At 55.3% G+C, this 19,630-nt stretch carries 14 protein-coding genes; 12 read left to right on the top strand and 2 right to left on the bottom strand.

The annotated features are described in order from the left end of the window. Position 1: 1 nt before the first annotated feature. From topA to RRY12_01955, 7 genes are all read left to right on the top strand, one after another. Positions 2-2,359 (top strand): type I DNA topoisomerase, encoded by a 2,358-nt coding sequence (gene topA / locus RRY12_01985; GenBank protein ID MEG2183425.1) that lies wholly within the window; start codon positions 2-4, stop codon positions 2,357-2,359. Continuing rightward, entirely contained in the window at positions 2,343-3,683 is a 1,341-nt protein-coding gene (trmFO, locus tag RRY12_01980; protein MEG2183424.1) for a methylenetetrahydrofolate--tRNA-(uracil(54)-C(5))-methyltransferase (FADH(2)-oxidizing) TrmFO, read from the top strand. Before topA ends, trmFO begins: the two co-directional genes overlap by 17 nt. Positions 3,684-3,831: 148 nt before the next feature. After that, positions 3,832-4,731 (top strand): tyrosine-type recombinase/integrase, encoded by a 900-nt coding sequence (locus RRY12_01975; GenBank protein MEG2183423.1) that lies wholly within the window; start codon positions 3,832-3,834, stop codon positions 4,729-4,731. Positions 4,732-4,782: 51 nt separating this feature from the next. Then, on the top strand, positions 4,783-5,616 hold the full coding sequence (gene codY, locus RRY12_01970) for a GTP-sensing pleiotropic transcriptional regulator CodY (GenBank protein ID MEG2183422.1): 834 nt from the start codon (positions 4,783-4,785) through the stop codon (positions 5,614-5,616). Between the two features lie 31 nt (positions 5,617-5,647). Next, positions 5,648-6,010 (top strand): response regulator, encoded by a 363-nt coding sequence (locus tag RRY12_01965; GenBank protein ID MEG2183421.1) that lies wholly within the window; start codon positions 5,648-5,650, stop codon positions 6,008-6,010. 118 nt (positions 6,011-6,128) lie between these two features. Continuing rightward, positions 6,129-6,551 (top strand): S1 RNA-binding domain-containing protein, encoded by a 423-nt coding sequence (locus tag RRY12_01960; GenBank protein MEG2183420.1) that lies wholly within the window; start codon positions 6,129-6,131, stop codon positions 6,549-6,551. A gap of 1 nt (position 6,552) precedes the next feature. After that, positions 6,553-7,167 carry a DUF501 domain-containing protein gene (locus RRY12_01955; GenBank protein ID MEG2183419.1) on the top strand — a complete coding sequence of 205 codons (615 nt, stop codon included), beginning with the start codon at positions 6,553-6,555 and terminating at the stop codon, positions 7,165-7,167. Positions 7,168-7,251: 84 nt separating this feature from the next. On the opposite strand, the gene htpG is transcribed toward RRY12_01955, so the two are convergent. Both htpG and clpB read right to left on the bottom strand, forming a co-directional pair. Then, positions 7,252-9,135: a molecular chaperone HtpG gene (gene htpG / locus RRY12_01950; protein MEG2183418.1), complete on the bottom strand. Its 1,884-nt coding sequence runs from the start codon at positions 9,133-9,135 to the stop codon at positions 7,252-7,254. A 118-nt stretch (positions 9,136-9,253) separates the two neighbouring features. Further along, the gene (gene clpB / locus RRY12_01945) at positions 9,254-11,887 is read right to left on the bottom strand and encodes an ATP-dependent chaperone ClpB (protein ID MEG2183417.1); all 2,634 of its coding nucleotides are present in this window, start codon (positions 11,885-11,887) and stop codon (positions 9,254-9,256) included. A gap of 344 nt (positions 11,888-12,231) precedes the next feature. On the opposite strand from clpB, the gene RRY12_01940 reads away from it, so the two are divergent. From RRY12_01940 to tilS, 5 genes are all read left to right on the top strand, one after another. Next, complete coding sequence (locus RRY12_01940; protein ID MEG2183416.1) at positions 12,232-12,435, top strand: cold-shock protein; 204 nt, start codon at positions 12,232-12,234, stop codon at positions 12,433-12,435. A 757-nt stretch (positions 12,436-13,192) separates the two neighbouring features. After that, positions 13,193-14,971 (top strand): GLUG motif-containing protein, encoded by a 1,779-nt coding sequence (locus tag RRY12_01935; GenBank protein MEG2183415.1) that lies wholly within the window; start codon positions 13,193-13,195, stop codon positions 14,969-14,971. Positions 14,972-15,297: 326 nt separating this feature from the next. Then, entirely contained in the window at positions 15,298-17,868 is a 2,571-nt protein-coding gene (locus tag RRY12_01930; GenBank protein ID MEG2183414.1) for an ATP-binding protein, read from the top strand. Then, entirely contained in the window at positions 17,868-18,566 is a 699-nt protein-coding gene (gene nth / locus RRY12_01925) for an endonuclease III (protein ID MEG2183413.1), read from the top strand. Before RRY12_01930 ends, nth begins: the two co-directional genes overlap by 1 nt. Continuing rightward, entirely contained in the window at positions 18,550-19,581 is a 1,032-nt protein-coding gene (tilS, locus tag RRY12_01920) for a tRNA lysidine(34) synthetase TilS (GenBank protein MEG2183412.1), read from the top strand. The genes nth and tilS overlap by 17 nt, the downstream gene beginning before the upstream one ends. Positions 19,582-19,630 lie beyond the last annotated feature (49 nt).

Raw genomic sequence — 19,630 nt, 5'->3', positions numbered from 1 at the left:
CATGACTGAAAAGAAGACAGCGCAGGCAAAAGAGCAGGCGCCCCATGAAATAGAAGAAAAAATTCCGAAAAAAAAGGCCGCGCCGGCAGCCAAAAAAAGCGCGCCTAAAAAGAAAAAGACGGAGATCGCGGAAGAAAAAACCGCGGGCGCCAAGTCTGCTTCGAAAAAAACACCAAAAACGACCAAGGCGGCAAAGACGCTTACGGAAACCGAAGTCCCAGCGGAAGAAAAAGCCGCTGCTGTAAAGAAACCGGCAAAAAAGCCTGCCGCTAAAAAACCGGCCGCGAAAAAAAGCGCAAAGGCGCAGAAATTCGCGCCCTACGAAGACAAGACGCTCGTCGTCGTCGAGTCTCCGGCAAAGGCGAAGACCCTGGAGAAAATACTTGGCGGCGGCTACAAGGTGCTGGCAAGCGTCGGCCACGTCCGCGACCTGCCGAAAGGCCGAATGGCGATAGACGTCGAACACGATTTTGAGCCGGAATATATCCAGGTGCGCGGCAAGGCTGACCTCATCAAGACGCTGAAAGGCGCCTCCGCCGTCAGCGCAAAGACGCTGCTCGCCTCCGACCCCGACCGTGAGGGTGAGGCGATAGCGTGGCATCTTGCGGCGCTGCTTGACATAGATACGCACGACAAATGCCGCATCAGGATGCACGAGATAACGGAACACGGCGTAAAGGCGGCCGTAGCCGAACCGGACACCATCAACATGGAGCTGGTCGAGGCGCAGCAGGCGCGCCGCGTGCTAGACAGGCTCGTCGGCTACGAGCTGAGCCCGCTGCTCTGGTACAAGGTGCAGCGCGGGCTTTCCGCTGGCCGCGTCCAGTCCGTTGCGCTGCGCATCGTCTGCGAGCGCGAGGAAGAGATAGAGAGATTTATCCCGGACGAATACTGGCTCATGGACGTGGACGCCGCAAGCGGAGACAAAAAGCGCGCCTACAGGCTCCGCGTTGAAAAATATAAAAACAAGCCATTTGAGATACAGAACGAAAAAGAGGCAAAGCGCATAGAGGCCGAGATAAGGGCCGGACGTCTTGTCGTCGACGACTTCAGCACAAAGGAAAATAAAAAACAGCCCGGCGCGCCGTTTAAGACCAGCACATTGCAGCAGGAGGCCTCGCGCCGCTGCGGCTTTGCGCCCAAGCGCACAATGCGCATAGCGCAGGCGCTCTACGAAGGCATAGACATCCCGGGCCGCGGCCCAACCGGGCTCATCACCTACATGAGAACAGACAGCCTCCGCCTCGCGCCAGAGGCGCTTGAAGCCTCGCGCGCGTTTATAAAAAGCAGCTTCGGCGACGCCTATCTGCCCGAAAAGCCAAACGAATACATACCAAAGGGCAAGGCGCAGGACGCGCACGAAGCGATACGCGCAACGGACGCGTCGCTTTCGCCCGAATCAATAAAACCCTTTCTCACGGCGGAGCAGTACCGTCTTTACGAGCTTATATGGAGCCGCTTCATAGCGAGCCAGATGAAGGACGCCGTCGTTGCGCGCACAAACCTCATCTGCTCCGCCTCAGACTACCAGATGAAGCAGAGCGGCACCGTAGTTGCCTTTGACGGATGGGGCCGCGTCTATCCTCTTGGGATAAAGGACGTGACGATGGAGCCGGCGGTAAACGGCGAAGAACTTTCCATTACAAACATAGATAAAGAACAGAAATTCACGCAGCCGCAGCCCCGCTACACAGAGGCGGGACTTGTCAAGGCGCTTGAAGAAAAGGGCATCGGACGCCCCTCCACCTACGCCACAATAATAGAGACGCTCACGGTGCGCGGCTACGTAGACCGGAGCGAAGAGGATAAAAAACTTATCCCCACAAAGCTTGGCAGGCTCGTCAACAGCTTCCTCGTCCGCTACTTCTCCTCCATAGTGAACGAAGGCTTCACCGCGAAGATGGAGCAGGAGCTTGACCAGGTGGAGTCCGGCGACATCGAATGGAAAAAACTCATGGGCGACTTCTGGAGCAGCTTCAAGCCCGTCGTCGAAGACGTCTCCGCGCACGGTGAAAGCATGAGGCCGGAGCCTGAGTTCATCGGTGAGAAATGCACCGAGTGCGGGCACGAGCTTATCGTAAAACGCGGCCGCTTTGGTGAGTTCATCGCCTGCACCGGCTATCCCGAGTGCAAATACACAAGAAAAATAGTGAAGAAAAGCGGCATAAAATGCCCCAAATGCGGCGAAGGCGAGCTGATACGCCGCCGCGCCACAAAAGGCAAAATGAAGGGCCGTTTCTTCTACGGCTGCGAAAGATACCCCGAATGCGACTTCGTATCGTGGAAAAAGCCGGGAAAAGAGGGCGCGCCCGAGGGCGGAGAAGCGCAGGAGCCGGAAACCAATGACACAGACATGTAAGCCTGTAACGATAGCGGGAGGCGGCCTGGCCGGCTCCGAAGCGGCGTGGCAGCTTGCGGAACGCGGCATAAAGGTGCGCCTCTATGAGATGCGCCCCGTCAAAATGACGCCGGCGCATCAGACGCCGCTGCTTGGTGAACTTGTATGCAGCAATTCGCTTGGCGGCGACAAAACCACCACAACCGCCGGCATACTCAGGGCGGAGCTTGCGCGGATGAACAGCCTCATCGTCGACTGCGCGCAAATATCTCGCGTGCCCGCCGGAAACGCCCTTGCCGTCGACAGGGAGCTTTTCGCGCGGCTTATAGACTCAAAGATAGCCTCTCACCCAAACATCGAGGTGGTGCGCGAAGAACTACGCGAGATACCGGAGGAGCCGGCCATAATAGCGACTGGGCCGCTTACCAGCGAACCGATGGCCGCGGCGCTTGGACGTCTCACCGGCGAAGAATTTTTATATTTTTACGACGCCGTTGCGCCCATCGTAGACGTAAGCACCATAGACATGACGAAGGCCTTTCGCGCAAACAGATACGGAACCGAGGGCGACTACATCAACTGCCCGATGGACGAGGAAGAATACGCGGCCTTCTGGAGCGAGCTTGTAAACGCCCAGACCGCCCCTCGCCACGACTTTGAAGAGGAGCAGATGCGCCACTTCAACGGCTGCCTCCCCGTCGAGGTAATAGCAAAGCGCGGCGAAAAAACGCTGCTCTTCGGCCCGCTGCGCCCGGTAGGCTTTGAGGCGGCGACGGGAGGATGTGCGCCGTGCGCCGTCGTTCAGCTTCGCCAAGACAATGAAGCGGGCACGCTCTTCAACATCGTAGGCTTCCAGACAAACCTCAAATGGGGCGAGCAGGAGAGAGTATTCAGAATGATACCGGCGCTCAAGGAGGCCGAGTTCGTGCGAAAGGGCGTCATGCACAGAAACCTCTTCGTCTGCGCGCCGCGCGTGCTCGATAAAAGCCTGCGCTTCAAGGAGCGCGGGGCGCTCTTCATAGCGGGGCAGGCCTCCGGCGTCGAAGGCTACATGGAAAGCACCGCGATGGGCCTCGCCGCCGGATTATTCGCCGCCTGCGCCGTGCGCGGCGAGCCGATGCCCGACTTCCCGGAAGAGACCGCCGTCGGATCTCTGCTCAACTACCTGATGACGGCGCTGCCTGAAAGCTTCCAGCCGATGAATGTCAACCTTGGCATCTTCCCGAGGCTCCCCGGCAAAAAAATAAGAAAAAGAACCGAACGCTGCGAAGCCTACGCGCAAAGGTCGCAGGAGGCGCTTGAAAAATTTATCGAAGCGCAGCCGGAGCTCTTTAAACAAAAATAAAATACAATTCACCGCAACCGCCGATAAGCCCGCGAGCGCATGAGCCGCGGGCTTTTTATCTCAGTAAATAGTGCGCATTGTATAGTTACTTGTGAATTTTCTAAAAATATCCCTTGATATTTACAATTTTCCTGTTACAATACCGACTATGGTGGAAAATATTTCGGAAGAAATTGATCTTTATATTGATTATTTACGCTCGCTTCGCCGTTCAGAACATACGACGGTAAACTATCGTATCGACCTGATGCATTTTAAAGATTATCTCGCCAATCAGGGAATAAACGACGTGAGCGGAATAGATATAAATTCCATTCGGATATTTGTCAGCAGCATATTAGGCATAGGAGAGGCCCGGACCTCCGCAAACAGAAGGCTGTCCGCTGTGCGCGGCTTCACCGCGTGGCTCTGCGCCTCAGGCAAATTAACAAGCGATCCGGCCCTTGGGCTGAAAGGCCCTAAAAAGCCCGCCGCCCTTGCGCGCGCCCTTCCGTACTCGCAGATAGACCGTCTGCTGCAAGATGGCCCAGAGAGCGGAACGAAGAACTTCCGCCGCGACAGGCTCATCCTGGAGACGCTCTACGGCACGGGCATACGCATCTCCGAGCTTATCGGCCTCAACTGGGATATGATAGAGCTTGAAACGCGCACGCTGCGCGTCATGGGAAAGGGCGACAAAGAAAGAATGGTGCCGATGGGCTTTCCTCTGAAAGCGCTGCTTGAAGAGTGGCGCGACATCACCTGCACCGACGAGGCAGCCCCAGTCTTTTGCGCCGGAAAGAGCGGCGTGGAGAGGCTCACGGTGCGCACGGTAGACCGCATCGTAATGAGGGCGGCCAAACGTGTTGGTCTCTTTGGAGTGACACCGCACGTCCTTCGTCACTGCTGCGCGACGCACATGCTAGAAAACGGAGCGCCGCTTCGAATAGTGCAGGAGCTGCTGGGGCACGACAGCATAGCGTCAACGCAGAGATACCTGACGATAACCACCGATCAGGTAAAAAAAAGCTACTTAAACGCGCACCCGATGGCGCTTGAAGATGATTAACGCACGCAGAAAATAAAAGTTCAGGAAACTCAATCAGGGAGGCACATATATATGGATACACCAAAGGAACTTATCGAAAATCGCCCGAAAATAATCAACCAGTCCGCAATGCAGGACCTGCTCGAAAAAACACGCGTAGTCAGCCGCGTGCTGCAGGCGCGCAAAGACCGCGGCACGCCCGATTATCCGAAGCTCGCGCGTCTTATGTCAGATCTCTCCGCGGCCAACGTCTACGTAATCAACCGTGAGGGCCGCATCCTCGGATACGCGTGGATCAGCGAATACGACTGCCCGATAATGGCGGAGATATTGATAAACGGAGCCATGCCGTCGCCCTACGTCGAAAAAGTCAACCAGTTCCACGAATCTATACTCAACCACACAGACCACGGGCTCTGCGCCTACGCAGACCAGCCCTGCGCTTACTCAAACAAGCACGTGCTCATCGTCCCCATCAACGGCGCTGGCGAACGCCTCGGCACGCTCATACTCGCGCGCTTCGGCTGTCAGTTCGACACGCGCGACCTTGTGCTCGCCGAATATCTTTCAACGGTCGTCGGCCTTGAGATACTAAACGACAGAGGCAAGTCTATAGAAGAAAGAGGCCGCGAGCGCCTTGTGGTCCAGATGGCGATGCGCGCGCTCTCATACTCCGAAGTCGAGTCCGTCCGCCACATCATAGAAGACCTTGGCGGCCCCGAAGGCGTAGTCGTCGCAAGCAAAGTAGCAGACCGCGTAGGGGTGACGAGAAGCGTCATCGTAAATGCGCTTAGAAAACTTGGCAGCGCTGGTATAATAGAGAGCAGAAGCCTTGGAATGAAAGGGACGTACATAAAAGTGCTCAGCCCCCTCTTCCTCGAAGAGCTTGGGATAACCTCGAAATAGCCGACATACAACTGCGAAGGGAGCGTCAGAGATGAAGGCAACGATACTGATAGCGGAAGATTCCACACATATGCGCGTGATACTGAAAGATATGCTCATAAGAGACGGATACGATGTAATAGGCGAGGCTGAAAACGGCAAAGAGGCGGTCAGGATGTACAACGAACTCCTCCCTGACGTCGTCACGCTGGACATCTCCATGCCCGAAATGGACGGCATAGAGGCGATGAAAGCCATCAAAGCCGAACACCCTAAGGCGAAAATAGTCATGGTAAGCACGATGAGCCAGCAGAATCAGGTCATCGAAGCTATCCGCGCCGGAGCGTCGGACTTCTTCATCAAGCCGTTCCAGTCCGAGAGGGTAGACGAGGCTATACAAAGAGCTTTGAAATAACGCTATTTCCTCAGATTACCAAATGATTTATTTATGGTAAAATATAATTTACAGCCTTTTGAGGCGTGAAAGATAATAATAGTCTTTCTAAACACTTTTTGGAGGTCAGAAACCACAGATGGCAGAGAAGGCAGCTGCGGCGGCGCCCATGGTTAGCGTGGGCGAAACAGTGAGCGGAACAGTTGAACATGTAGCGCCATACGGCGCGTTTATAAGGCTTGAATCAGGCCAGAAGGCAATGGTTCATATTTCCGAACTGTCGCATAATTATGTAAAAAAGGTAGAAGACGTGCTCGAGCAGGGCAAAAAGATCACGGCCAAAGTCATCAAGATAGACGACAAAGGCCGCATAGACCTTTCAGTTAAGGCTCTGCAAATGAAAGAGGTCCGCCCGCCTGTTCACCGCGAGGAAGATTTCGAAAAGAAGCTGACCAACTTTATGAAGTTCAGCGACGAAAAGATCGCCGACCTGAACAGCAAATGCAAAGACCCGCGCGGTACGAAGCGCCGTACAGGCAACAGCGCCGCCGGAAAGAAATAAATTGAAACGCGAAAACGCGCAGGAAAGGCCGGAAGAGTTTTCTCCTCCGGCCTTTTGGAGCGTCCTCACCGACTCAGACCTCGAACTTTTAAAAATACAGCGGCGCGGAAGAAAGACGGACGCGGCGGAGGTGCTTTGGGTGGCGCGCAGGTGCTCCCACGGAGCGCCGCAAGTGATAGTGTCGTCTCCGCTCTCGCGTGACGGCAGTCCGTTTCCCACCATCTTCTGGCTCACCTGCCCTTACCTGAACCGCAGGTGCGGCGGCCTTGAATCGGCGCAGAAAATATCAGAACTTGAAAAAATCTTTGCCGACGCGCCGGAGGCGGCGCGTGCGATGCACCATGCCTACGCCGCTCTTAGAATGTCGCTTCTGACGCCGCAGCAGCGCGAGGCCGCGCAAAAGAAAGGAAACGCCATACTGTCGGTGCTCACCGATACAGGCGTTGGCGGCATAAACTGGAAAGAGGCGCTATGCGGCGCAAAATGCCTCCATCTCCACACCGCCACATGGCTTGGCACAGGCGAACACCCCGCCAAAGCGTGGCTTGCAGAGGCCATAGGCCCCCTCGAATGCGAGCGCGGGGAATGCATGCGCGCTCACGCGGAAACCGCGTAACACCGGCCCCGCCGCACATTAAAAATACAAAAGTCCCGAAGGTCTGTTGCAGACCTCCGGGACTTTTAATATCAGTTTTACAGCTTACTGCTCGCTCTTATCCAGCAGTTTGGTCAGCAGCTGCGTGAACTTCTTGCCGTCGGCCACTGGTTCTCCGTCGGCTATCGAGGCTAGGCCCATCAGCACGTTCGACCATTCTTCGGCTTTGAAGTCCGGTTTTTCAGCGGCTTCTGCTATCTTTTTGATGAGCGGGTTCTCCGGGTTTATTTCCATCACGCGCTTTTCTTCGGGCACTTCCTGTCCCATCGACTTGAAGAAGTTCCTCATCTGCGGAGATATCTCCTCGCCCTTCTGCACGAAGCAGACCGGCGAGTCCACGAGACGGTCGGAGACCTTGACCTCTTCGACGAGGTTCCCAAGCGCCTCTTTCAGTTTCTTCGCAAGGCCGCTTTTTTCCACATCGGAGTCTGTCGTCTCTTTCGTTTCGCCCTCCGGCAGCATCAGGTTTTCGGCCGCCGCGGAGACGAAGTCGTATTTATCGAACTTTCTCGCGTTGTTGACCCATATCTCGTCCACGGGGTCGCCCATAAGCAGCACAGTGATGCCCTTTTTCTTAAAGGCCTCCAGCTTCGGCGAGTTGAGCAGGTTCTTCAGCGAAGAGCCGGCCAGATAGTATATCTTGTCCTGCCCGGCGGGCATGTTGATGACGTAGTCCTCAAGAGAGGTCTTGTCTTCGTTTGAGGTGTTGAAGATGCAGAGCTTCATGATCTCCTCGCGGTGGCGCAGGTCGGAGATTATCCCCTCTTTGAGCGCCACTCCGAAGGCCTGCCAGAATTTATTGTAATCCTCCGGCATATCCTTCCGCATCTGGCGCAGGGTGTCCAGCACCTTTTTGGTGAGGCTGCTCTTTATCTGGGCCGTCTGGCGGTCCTGCTGAAGCATCTCGCGCGAGACGTTCAGCGAAAGGTCCTCAGAGTCCACCACGCCCTTGATGAAGCGCAGATACTCGGGGATGAGATCCTTGCAGTCGTTCATTATGAACACGCGGCGGATGTAGAGCTGCACGCCGTGTCTGCCGTCCTGATAGAAGAGATCCATCGGCGGGTGGGACGGGATGAAAAGCAGCGAGCGAAATTCGCTTGCGCCCTCGGCCTTGTAGTAGATGTGCTTCATCGGGTTCTCCCAGTCGTGGGAGATATGGCGGTAGAAGTCGTTGAACTCTTCGTCGCTGATGTCGTTCTGCGGGCGCGTCCAGAGCGCCTTCATCGAGTTGACCGGTTCTTCTTTATGATCTTCCTTCTTCTCTTCAGCTGTCTCCTCCACATATATAGGATAGATGACGAAGTCGGAATATTCCTTGATGATGCTGCGCAGCGTCCACTCGGAGAGATAATCCTTCGTGATGTCGTGTTCGTCCATGGAGGCGGCGCTTGCCTTCATGTGCAGCGTTATAGAGCTTCCGCAGCTCTTTCTGTCGCCCGCGTCTATGCTATAAGTGCCGTCGCCGGTCGACTCCCACTTCCAGCTCTTGTCGGAGCCGGCTTTCAGCGTCTCAACGGTGACTTTGTCTGCCGCGATGAAGCTGGAGTAGAAGCCCACGCCGAACTGCCCGATGAGGTCGCTGTTTATGCCGTTCTTCGCCTCCTGCATAGCACGTATGAACTCTCCCGTGCCGCTGCGGGCGATAGTGCCGAGATACGACACGAGGTCGTCGCGGTCCATTCCTATTCCGTTGTCCGCAAAGGTGAGCGTGCCCGCCTTCTTGTCGATAGTGATGTCGACGCGGCCGTTCTTCGCAAACTCCGCAAGCTCTGGGTTGCTCAGGCTCTCGATGCGCAGCTTGTCTATTGCGTCGGAGGCGTTGGAGACCAGCTCTCTGACAAATATATCGGGGTTCGAGTATACGGAGTTGATCATCAACTCCAGAACTTGTTTCGCTTCGCTTTGAAATTCCATTTTTTCAGCCATAGAAAATCCTCCCGGTTCTGCTGGCGCGTGCGCGCCGTATTTTTTATTTTGCGTTGTTACAATCAATTAGCCGGGTATTACGCGCCCGGCTAATCATATTATAGCTTATTTCGGGCCGTTATTCTTTTGCCGCTGGCTCCGGATTGTGGAAATGCATCTCTATATGGTCGTCCTTATCCACCACGCGGATAGTGCCTCCGTCGCGTATATCTCCCGCTATGATGGCCCTTGCGATGTCCGTCTCGAGCGCCTTCTGCACGTAGCGTTTCAGCGGGCGCGCGCCGTAGATGGGGTCGTAGCCGTTGCGCGCACATATATCAAGCGCCGCGTCCGTCAGTTCCAGCGTGATATTTCGTTCGTGCAGGCGCAGTTCAAGCTGCCGCAGGATGAGGCGCACGATCTCGCGGATGTCGGCGAGCGTCAGCGGCTTGAAGCAGATCATCTCGTCCACGCGGTTTAAGAACTCAGGACGGAACTTTGTGCGCATCAGCGCCATCACGTCGCCCACCGCGCCCTCAGACAGCTCGCCGCGCTCGTCCATGCCGTCTATCAGCACCTGTGCGCCGATGTTGCTGGTCATGATTATCACAGTATTTTTAAAACTGACAAGCCGCCCGTGACTGTCGGTGACGCGCCCGTCGTCCAGTATTTGGAGCATGATGTTGAAGACGTCGGGGTGAGCCTTTTCTATCTCGTCAAAAAGCACCACCGAATAGGGGTGTCTGCGCACCGCCTCGGTGAGCTGTCCGCCCTCCTCATATCCGATATATCCGGGAGGCGCGCCGACCAGTCGTGACACTGTGTGCTTCTCCATGTATTCGGACATGTCTATGCGCACCATATTGTCCTCAGAGTCAAAGAGTGCCTCGGCCAGGGCGCGCGCAAGCTCCGTCTTGCCGACCCCCGTCGGGCCAAGGAAAATGAAAGAGCCAATAGGGCGCTTCGGGTCTTTTATGCCGGAGCGCGCGCGCAGCACCGCGTCCGCCACAAGCGTGACCGCCTCGTTCTGTCCCACCACGCGCTCGTGAAGTATGCTGTCCAGATGCAGCAGTTTTTCGCGCTCGCCCTCGATGAGCCGCGTAACGGGTATCCCCGTCCATTTAGCAACTATCTCGGCTATCTCGTCCTCCGTAACCTCTTCGCGCAGCAGCTTCGGGCCGGTATCTTCTATGCCCTCCAGGTTTTGTTCCTCTATTTTGAGATCCTCCTCAAGCTTGTTCAGCGTGCCGTAGCGCAGCTGAGCGGCGAGGTTCAGGTCGTAATGGCGCTCCGCCTCGTCCACCTGACGGCGGACGTTTTCTATCTCCTCGCGCATAGAGCGTATCTTTGTAATATTTTCCTTCTCAACGTCATACTGCGCGCGCAGAGTGTTCGCCTTTTCCTTTTCGTCCGCAAGCTCCTTGCGCAGAAGGTCCAGCCTCTCGCGGCTGCCCTTGTCCTTTTCGAGCTTCAGCGCCGCCTCCTCTATCTCCAACTGCATCACGCGGCGGTTCACAGTGTCAAGCTCCGCCGGGAGAGAATCTATATCTGTGCGGATCATGGCGCAGGCTTCGTCTATAAGGTCGATAGCCTTGTCCGGCAGGAACCTGTCTGATATATAACGGTTCGACAGCACAGAGGCCGCCACAAGCGCGCTGTCTTTGATGCGCACCCCGTGATGGACCTGGAAACGCTCCTTCAGCCCGCGCAGAATAGAGATGGTGTCCTCAACGCTCGGCGGGTCGACGATCACCGGCTGGAAACGCCTTTCAAGAGCCGCGTCCTTTTCAATATACTGGCGGTACTCCTCAAGCGTCGTAGCGCCGATACAGTGCAGCTCGCCCCGCGCAAGAAGCGGCTTTAGCATATTGCCGGCGTCCATCGCGCCGTCCGTCTTGCCCGCGCCGACAATAGTGTGCAGCTCGTCTATAAATAGGATGATGCGTCCGTCGCTCTTCTTCACCTCATCCAGCACAGCTTTGAGCCGTTCCTCGAACTCGCCGCGGAACTTCGCGCCCGCAATCAGCGAACCCATGTCCAGCGCGAAAATAATGTGGTCCTTTAAATTCTCCGGCACGTCGCCGCGCATGATGCGCATAGCAAGCCCCTCCGCGATAGCCGTCTTGCCGACGCCGGGCTCGCCTATAAGCACGGGGTTGTTCTTGGTCTTGCGGCTCAGGATACGGACGGTGCGGCGGATCTCCTCGTCGCGGCCGATAACGGGGTCAAGCTTATTGTCGCGCGCCGCCTTAACGAGGTCGCGCCCATATTTTTCAAGCGCGTCGTACTTTTCCTCAGGATTGTCGCTCGTCACGCGCTGATTGCCGCGCACCTCAGAGAGCGTCTTTAGGAACTTGTCCGCCGTAATGCCGAAAGTCTCAAAGACCTTCCCTAGCGGCGTTCCCTTCGTCTCATAAAGCAAAGCGAGAAAAAGATGCTCGACCGAGATATAATCGTCCTTCAGTCCGTTCGCCTCGTCCTCCGCCTTGACCAATATCTTTGATAGGCGCTGCGAAACGTAAATTTTTCCGCTCTCCTGCCCCGCGCCAGAGACGCGCGGCTTTTTGTTCAGCTCATTTTCAATAGCGGCGGTCAGATTCGCCACCTGTATCCCCATCTTGTCCAGCAGGCGCGGGATAAGGCCGTTTTCCTGAACGATCAGAGCGAGCGCAAGATTTTCCGCGTCCACCTCCTGATGGCCGTGGCGAACGGCGATATTTTGCGCTTCATAAAAGGCTTCCTGTGATTTTTGGGTAAGTTTATTCATATCCATCTTGATATCCCCTCCCGAGGAAATTGTTTTAACCATTACTGACATAACGGTGATATTATAATACATCAATTATTATCAGACAATAGCCTATAACGCTAATTTACAAAATATAGTTTTTACGGATTTTCTCAAAGGGAATATGCTTAAACGTAAAAGATTCCTGCGCCTGCGTCACAGTTTAGTTAATTGCTGAAAGAGGAGAGCGATAATAAAATTTCATTTCAAGATATATCATAAATTTAGCTGAAAATTGAGTAAATCACCTTGACAAGACCACCATTAAAGTATAAGGTTATGTAGTCGTCAAAAGCGATGACAATAATTTCCTGTTGGGAGGCAACACTTTGAAAAGCAACGGTACAGTAAAATGGTTCAACGCGACGAAGGGTTACGGATTTATCACTACAGACGAGGGTAATGACGTCTTCGTGCACTTCAGCGCGATCCAGGGAGACGGCTTCAAGACACTCGATGAGGGTCAGAAGGTCAGCTTCGAGATCACCCAGGGAAGCAAGGGCCCCCAGGCTTCTGACGTCGAGAAAATATAACCCGCTGTATTTCTTTATATTTTAAATTATAAAAGAAATCGACTATAAAGGCAGAGCGCAAGCTCTGTCTTTTTTTGTACCGCGCGATCATCGCCGACATTATCGCAGACCGATAACACTGTTGACACTTACTAAAATTTATATAAAATAAGTTCACTACGAAGTTCTATCGGCATCCCAAAGATGCCACTAATACTATGGGGGAAGCAGTTGCTTTAGGCAATTCCTTCCCTCTTTTTTTGAGGAGTGATGATTATGGGAAATCTTGCCATATTTGTTGATGCCGGGTACTAAATAGATTTTATTTCAGGTTTTCTAGGCCCAGCCTTATCCTTGCAGCGCTAAGCGCGTGTAACGCGAGGGCGTTTTTATATGTGTTCGTGATTTTTTAATTTTAGTGCGGAAGAAAACTATAGCAGTGAACAACTGATAAGATAGATAAGGCGTCCCCTCGCAGAGAAATACGTGGGGGGGACGTTTCGTTTTGACGCAATGATTTTGTGCGGCGGTCAGAGAGCCGGAATGAGGGGTTTATTTTGGGCTGGGTGGATGGCGGTTACGTCAGGGTCGGCGGGTGCGCCTCTTTTCGTAAAGATTTTAAGCTGAGTCCAGCGCTTTGCCTTTTTATTTGCGTTTTTTGTTGTGCATTTTCCTGAAATACACTACAATCTTCTCATCTAAAATACGCAGGCGCGCGGCGGCGCTGCGTGCATTGGGTTTTGAAATCATGAACATTCAAGAGATCGGAGGGAAAACGATGAGCGAATACATCAGGAGCGCACAGTCAAAGTTATCAAAGGCGCCCGCAGCTTTAGCGCATAATATGGGGGGTGGCAAACGACTAAATATTTTTGTGCTTGCGGCGCTTATTGCCGCCATCTCGTTTACCCCGTTTATAATGATGCGTTCTTTCGCGGCGCAGAACGCCCCCAAATTTGTGGTGGCGCCCAGTGAAGTGACGATCTTCGCGGAGCGCAAAGCAAACGGCGTTGTCATATCTGCGGATGCCCAGACGATGCGGCTGACAGTGACGGCCTTTCCCAAGGGCGAAGAACTGAAATGGGAATCATCTAACAATAATATCGTTGCAGTAAAATCAGGCGACATCACGGCGATTGCGCCGGGCGCAGCAACCATAACCGTAGAATCAGGCGACCTCTTAGCGACCTGCAAAGTCAAGGTCGTCGCCGCGCCTACGGAAAACTGGGCCGCCTCCGCGGATATATCATGGTACGATGAGAATAAAACCGCCTTCACCATCACGACGGCGGAGCAGTTCGCGGGCGTGGCCGCGCTTGTAAACTCCGGCTCGGACGACTTCAAGGGCGACACGATAACCCTCTCGAAGGACATAGACCTCAGCGCGCGCGAATGGACCGCGATAGGCATAGCCGATGATAATAAGCGCTTCAAGGGGATTTTCGACGGCGGCGGACACGCGGTAACGGGCCTCTATATCAAGGATAAATCTGATCGTGAGGGTCTCTTCGCAATTATCAGAAGCTCCGCCGTGGTAAAAAACCTTCGTCTTTCAGGCTGCGTCGCCAGCGAGAGTTTAGTCGGCGGCGTGGTTGGGCAGAGCGAACTCGGCGCGAAGATCACCAACTGTTCGATGACCGGCACCGTTACCTGCACCAAAGAATATGTCGGCGGTGTGACGAGCTATAATGATGCAGGCACCGTTACCAACTGCTCGATGACCGGCAGCGTTACCGACGACGGCAGCGTCTTCCAACAACAAGGAGCCTACGACCAGGGGGCTACCGGCGGCGTAGTGGGTTATAACGGCGGCACGGGAACGGTTACCAACTGCGCGATGAATGGCAGCGTCGCCGGCGGCCATCGCGCCGGCGGAGTGGTAGGCCATAACAGCGGCAACGTCGACACTGTTGCCAACAGTGCGATGACCGGCAGCGTCGTCGGCAGCGTCATTGGTGACCCTAGTGTTGTCGGCGGCGTGGCTGGCAAGAGCAATGGCAAGCTGATAAATTGCGGCTGGCTCGACCAAACTGGTCTGCCTGCTTGCGGAGAAGAGAATGATGGCGAATCATATAACGTCGTCTCCTTCACCGCTGCCGACACTCCCGTTACGACCCTTCTGCTGGATAATTACGACCTCAAGGCCGCTGTAAAGACCACAGCGAGCGTGACGGTGCGCATCTGCCCAGGCACAAGCGCCGAACTGAGCGCGGTCGTCTCACCCGATATAGCAACGATAGGAGCCTTTGAGAGAAGCGGCGACGTAATGACGGCGCGGGTCACCGGCACAAGTGCAGGCAGCGCGGACGTCAAAATATCCGCCCTCGTCGCAAATGGAGCAAAAAACTACAACGCCGAGGTGACGGCGCGTCTTACCGTTCGGCCCGGGCCGTCGGAGCCGCCCATAGACCCGCCGGAACCGTCCATAGACCCGCCGACGCCGCCCGCGCCCGCGCCTGAAAGAGGCAGCTCAAACGGCTGTTCAGCCGGAGCCGGGGGCCTTGCGATGCTGGCTTTGGCGGCGGCTGCGATGCGCGCAAGGAAAATAAAGCGGTAAATAAACAATAGCCCCAAGCCAACGATAAAAGAAAAAAGCGTCTCCCCGCAGAGCAGCGCGCGGGGGGCGCTTTAAAATCAAATACGCCGCCGCCGGCTCCCGCATAGAACGCGGCGGCGGCATGAGGCGTTCTTTTTTTGTCCGACGCCTCTTGCCGTTGTCCGTGCGGCCTGATAATTTTTTGTCAATTTCTCTTCTGACGCGCCTTAAAATTTATACAAAATATTTTCAATATATGTTATAATTTATTTTTGACTATTCTTAACGTTTCCGAACGCCACGAACTGGTCATTCTGATAAATTTGATTAGGATGCAGGAGGAACAGATGTCTCTCATTAAAGATAAAAAACTTACCGCCGAGCAGGTACGGCGTTCAGCCGACCTTGAGGCGCTTGGATTCAAGACCACGAAGGGGCTTGAAAAGCTGGCGGGGCTTGTCGGGCAGGAACGCGCCGTTCGCTCCGTTAATTTCGGCCTCTCTGTGCAGAGCAAGGGATACAATATTTTTATTGTAGGCGAGCCGGGGTGCGGGCGCACTGCGTACGCGATGGAAGAGCTGAAGACTGCGGCGGCCAAGATGCCTGCGCCGGACGACTGGGTATATGTCTATAATTTTTCCGACCCGGGCGTGCCGCTTGCCATAAACTTGCCGGCCGGCAAGGGCCGCGAGCTTTCAAAGGACGCGGAGGACGCCGTTGAGGATCTGAAGACGGCGCTTTCAAAGGCTTTTGACAACAACGAATTTGAAGATAACAAGGCGCAGCTTGTGAAGGGCTTCCAGGAGGAGGTCAACTCCGTGATGGAGGATCTGCGCAAATGGGCGGAGTCAAGAGATTTCGCCATCAAGCGCACGCCGCAGGGCTTTGTGAATCTGCCTCTTATCATGGCGCCTCCGCTGCCGGAGCCGGAGCACGAGGGCTGTGAGGGCGGCGAGGCTGATGCCGACGGCGCCTGTGAGCCTAAGGAGCTGCCGCCCGTAAAGCGTGAGATGCAGCAGGAAGAGTTTGAAAAACTGCCCGAGGCTGAACAGGAGCGTCTTCAGAAAATATCCGAGGAGATCTCGCAGAAGACGCTGGAGAAGCTCCGCCAGATACGCGAGAGCGAAAAGGACCTCAAAGAGAAGATAAAAGAGCTTGAAGGGCAGATATGCCGAGCGGCCATCACTCCGACACTTACCGAGCTGCGCGCGAAGTATCAGCCGAACGAAAAGCTTGGCCGCTGGCTTGACTCTTTTTCCGACGATATAACGGCGAATTTCAACATTTTCTTGGCTTCGGTGCGCGACGACGCGGCGGAGGTGGATTTCTCACGGTATGAGGTGAACGCCTTCGTTTCAAACGACCCCAAGGGCGGCGCGCCAGTCATTTATGAGACGAACCCTATCTATTACAACCTTGTTGGCAAGGTGGATTACGAAAATAAGCAGGGCAATCTCTACACCGATTTCAGGCGCATAACGCCCGGCTCTATGCACAGGGCGGGCGGCGGCTTTCTGCTGCTTGACGCGGACGAGCTGCTGCGCCAGTTCATGTCGTGGGACGTCCTAAAGCGCGTCATGCGCTACCGCGAGCTTTCGATAGAGAACCTCGGCGAGCAGCTGGGCTATATCCCAGTCTCGTCGCTGCGTCCGGAGCCTATCCCTATAGATATGAAGGTCGTCATCGTCGGCACTCCGTACCTCTATTATCTGCTCAATCTCTATGACCCGGAGTTCCAGAAGGTCTTTAAGATAAAGGCTGAGTTTGATTCCGAGATGCCGAGGACGCCGCAGTCCGAGTTCCAGCTGGCGCAGTTCGTGGCGGGCTTCGCTGAGACTGAGGGTCATGTCAATTTCACGGCGGCGGCTGTGGGGGAGGTCGTGGAATGGGCCTCACGCCTAGCGGACGACCGCAACAAACTTTCGACGCAGCTCGACCGTATCACGGAGCTTCTTGTGGAGTCTACGGTCTTCGCGAAGGCGGAGAACAAACGGTTCGTAGGCATTGACCACGTGCAGCGCGCGCTTTATGAAAAGCTTTTCCGCTCCGACATGTGGGAGGAGAAGGTGCTTGAAGAGTATAAAAACGGCGTCATCAAGATAGAGACGGAGGGGACGGCCGTAGGGCAGATAAACGGCCTCACCGTGTCGCAGCTGATAGACCATTCGTTTGGCTCGCCGGTGCGCATCACGGCCAACGTCTTTATGGGAAACGACGGCGTGATAAATATTGAACGCGAGGCTAGCATGACAGGCCCGATACACAACAAGGGGCTTATGACGCTTTCAAGCTATATGGGCAAGATGTACGCCAAAAAATATCCTATCTCGATAAGCGCAAGGATAGCTTTTGAGCAGATATACGGCGGCATCGAGGGCGACAGCGCCTCTTCTACAGAGCTTTACTGTCTGCTTTCGGCCATCGCGGAGGCCCCTGTCAATCAGGCTATAGCCGTCACCGGCTCCGTTGACCAGATGGGACGCATACAGCCGATAGGCGGCGTCAACGAAAAAATAGAGGGCTTCTTCCGCTACTGCAAGGCGCGCGGGCTTACCGGCAAACAGGGCGTGATGATACCGGTGCAGAACGAGCAGCATCTGATGCTCTGCCACGAGGTGGCGGACGCCGTGAAGAAGGGCAAGTTCCATATATGGAGCGTTGCCACGATAGACGAGGGCATAGAGATACTGACCGGAGTTCCGGCGGGCGTCCCCGACAAGGACGGCCTCTATCCCAAAAAAAGCATTCACGGCCGCGTCATGGCCGCGCTTGAAGGCTGGGTCGAGCGTTCGTTCCGCTATAAAAAAGAGATGAGCGACAGGGTTGACCCGCCGAAAAAGAGAAAACAGAGCGCCAAAAGGCCCGCCTCCGTTAAAAAAGAGGGCGCTGCGCCGGCAGAGGACGAGGCTGGCAAGTAATGGCCGAGATACGGTGCGCGAAGGAGATCTTAGACGAGTTGGAGGCGCTTTACGGCAACGAAAAGCGCCCGCCTTCGGATTTTTATTTCGAGGAGCCGCTTGACGACCTCATTCTGACGATACTCTCGCAGAATACCAACGACAAGCTGCGCGACAAGGCCTTTGCGAACATGAAGAGCCGCTACTCCTCGTGGGAGGAGGTCGCGGCGGCGGACCTTGACGAGCTGAAAGAGGTGCTCCGCATTGCCGGCATGAGCCAGTCGAAGCCGCCTCACATACAGCAGATACTTGCCGCCGTGAAGCGGCGTTTTGGCGAGTATTCCCTGAAGGAGCTGCGCGGGTGGACTCAGCCGCAGGTGAGGGAGTACCTTACCTCGCTGCCCGGAGTGGGGCCGAAGACCTCCGCTATCGTGGAGTGTTTCGACCTGGGGATGGCCGGTTTTCCGGTAGACACTCATATAACGAGGCTCAGCAAAAGGTTTGGCTGGGCTGATGAAAAGAACGCGCCGGACAAGATACAGGCGAAGCTTGAAGCGGAGCTTCCAGCCGACCGTTTCCGCGGCAGCCATTTGAATTTTTTGGAGCACGGCCGCGGTATATGCAGCGCGAGAAAACCGGACTGCGCGCGCTGTTCGCTCCGTAAGTACTGTCAGTTCGGCGAAGCGCAGGCCAAAGAGGACGATGGACCTTCGCGCTAAATTCCTTAAAGCGGCGCGGCGTCAGGGCTGGGAGGCGGCTCCCGGCATAGTCTGCGCGCTCTCGGGCGGCGGAGATTCCGTAGCCATGCTGTGGCTTATGAAGCAATTTTTCAAGGGGCGCGTAGTTGCTGCGCACCTTGACCACTGCACCAGAGAGGGAGCGTCGCACGAGGACGCCTCTTTTACACGCGAGCTCTGCGCTGGATGGGGCGTGGAGTATGCCGTAAAGGTGGTGGACGTGCACGCCTGCGCGCTTCGCGGAGAGTCCTTTGAGATGGCGGGGCGCAGGGCGCGCTACGAACATTTTCAAGAGACGGCGAAAAGCCGCGGCCTTTCGTTCATCGCGGTGGGGCACAATGCGGACGACGTCGTTGAGACGCAGCTAATAAACCTCGCGCGCGGAACGGGGCTTGCCGGGCTTCGCGGCATACCGGAACGGCGCGGCTGCGTCGTGCGCCCCGTGATAGATTTTACTCGCGCCGAGCTGCGGGCGCTGCTTTCGGAAAACAAAGTCGCGTGGCGCGACGATTATACGAACGACCAGTCGGATTACATGCGCAATAAAGTTCGGAACATCCTTATCCCGTGGATAAAGGAGAACATGAACGGCGGCTTTGAGGGCGTGATGCTGGGGCTTGCGAGGCAGGCCGAAGCGGAGGCCGCGGAAAAAGAGAGCGCGGCGCGCGAACGGATAGCGCAGATCCGCGTCGATATGCCGCCCGCCGTCGCCGCGTGGAAGGTGCGCGAGTTTGCCGCGCTTTCGGACCTCGCTCTTTCTGAGATGCTGCGCGTTCAGGGAGCGGCGCTTTCGCTTCCGACTCTTTCGCGCGCGCGGACGGAAAATTTAGTGGGCCTCATACGCGCCGGCGGCTTTTGGCGTTTCCAGTGGGCGAAGGATATTGAAATATGTTACTCCGCGCGGGCTATGGGATGGCTCCATCGCGCGGATATTGAAAAAAATAAAAAAACTGGCAAAAATACCTGCGATTTATCGCTCCCATGGTGGGCGAGATAATGCTAAATATGATATTATTTTACATTGTTTGCAGTCTGAAAAAATAACG

Source organism: Cloacibacillus sp., from assembly GCA_036655895.1.
In the GTDB taxonomy this organism is placed as follows: domain Bacteria; phylum Synergistota; class Synergistia; order Synergistales; family Synergistaceae; genus JAVVPF01.
This window is presented reverse-complemented; position numbering and strand designations above follow the sequence as displayed.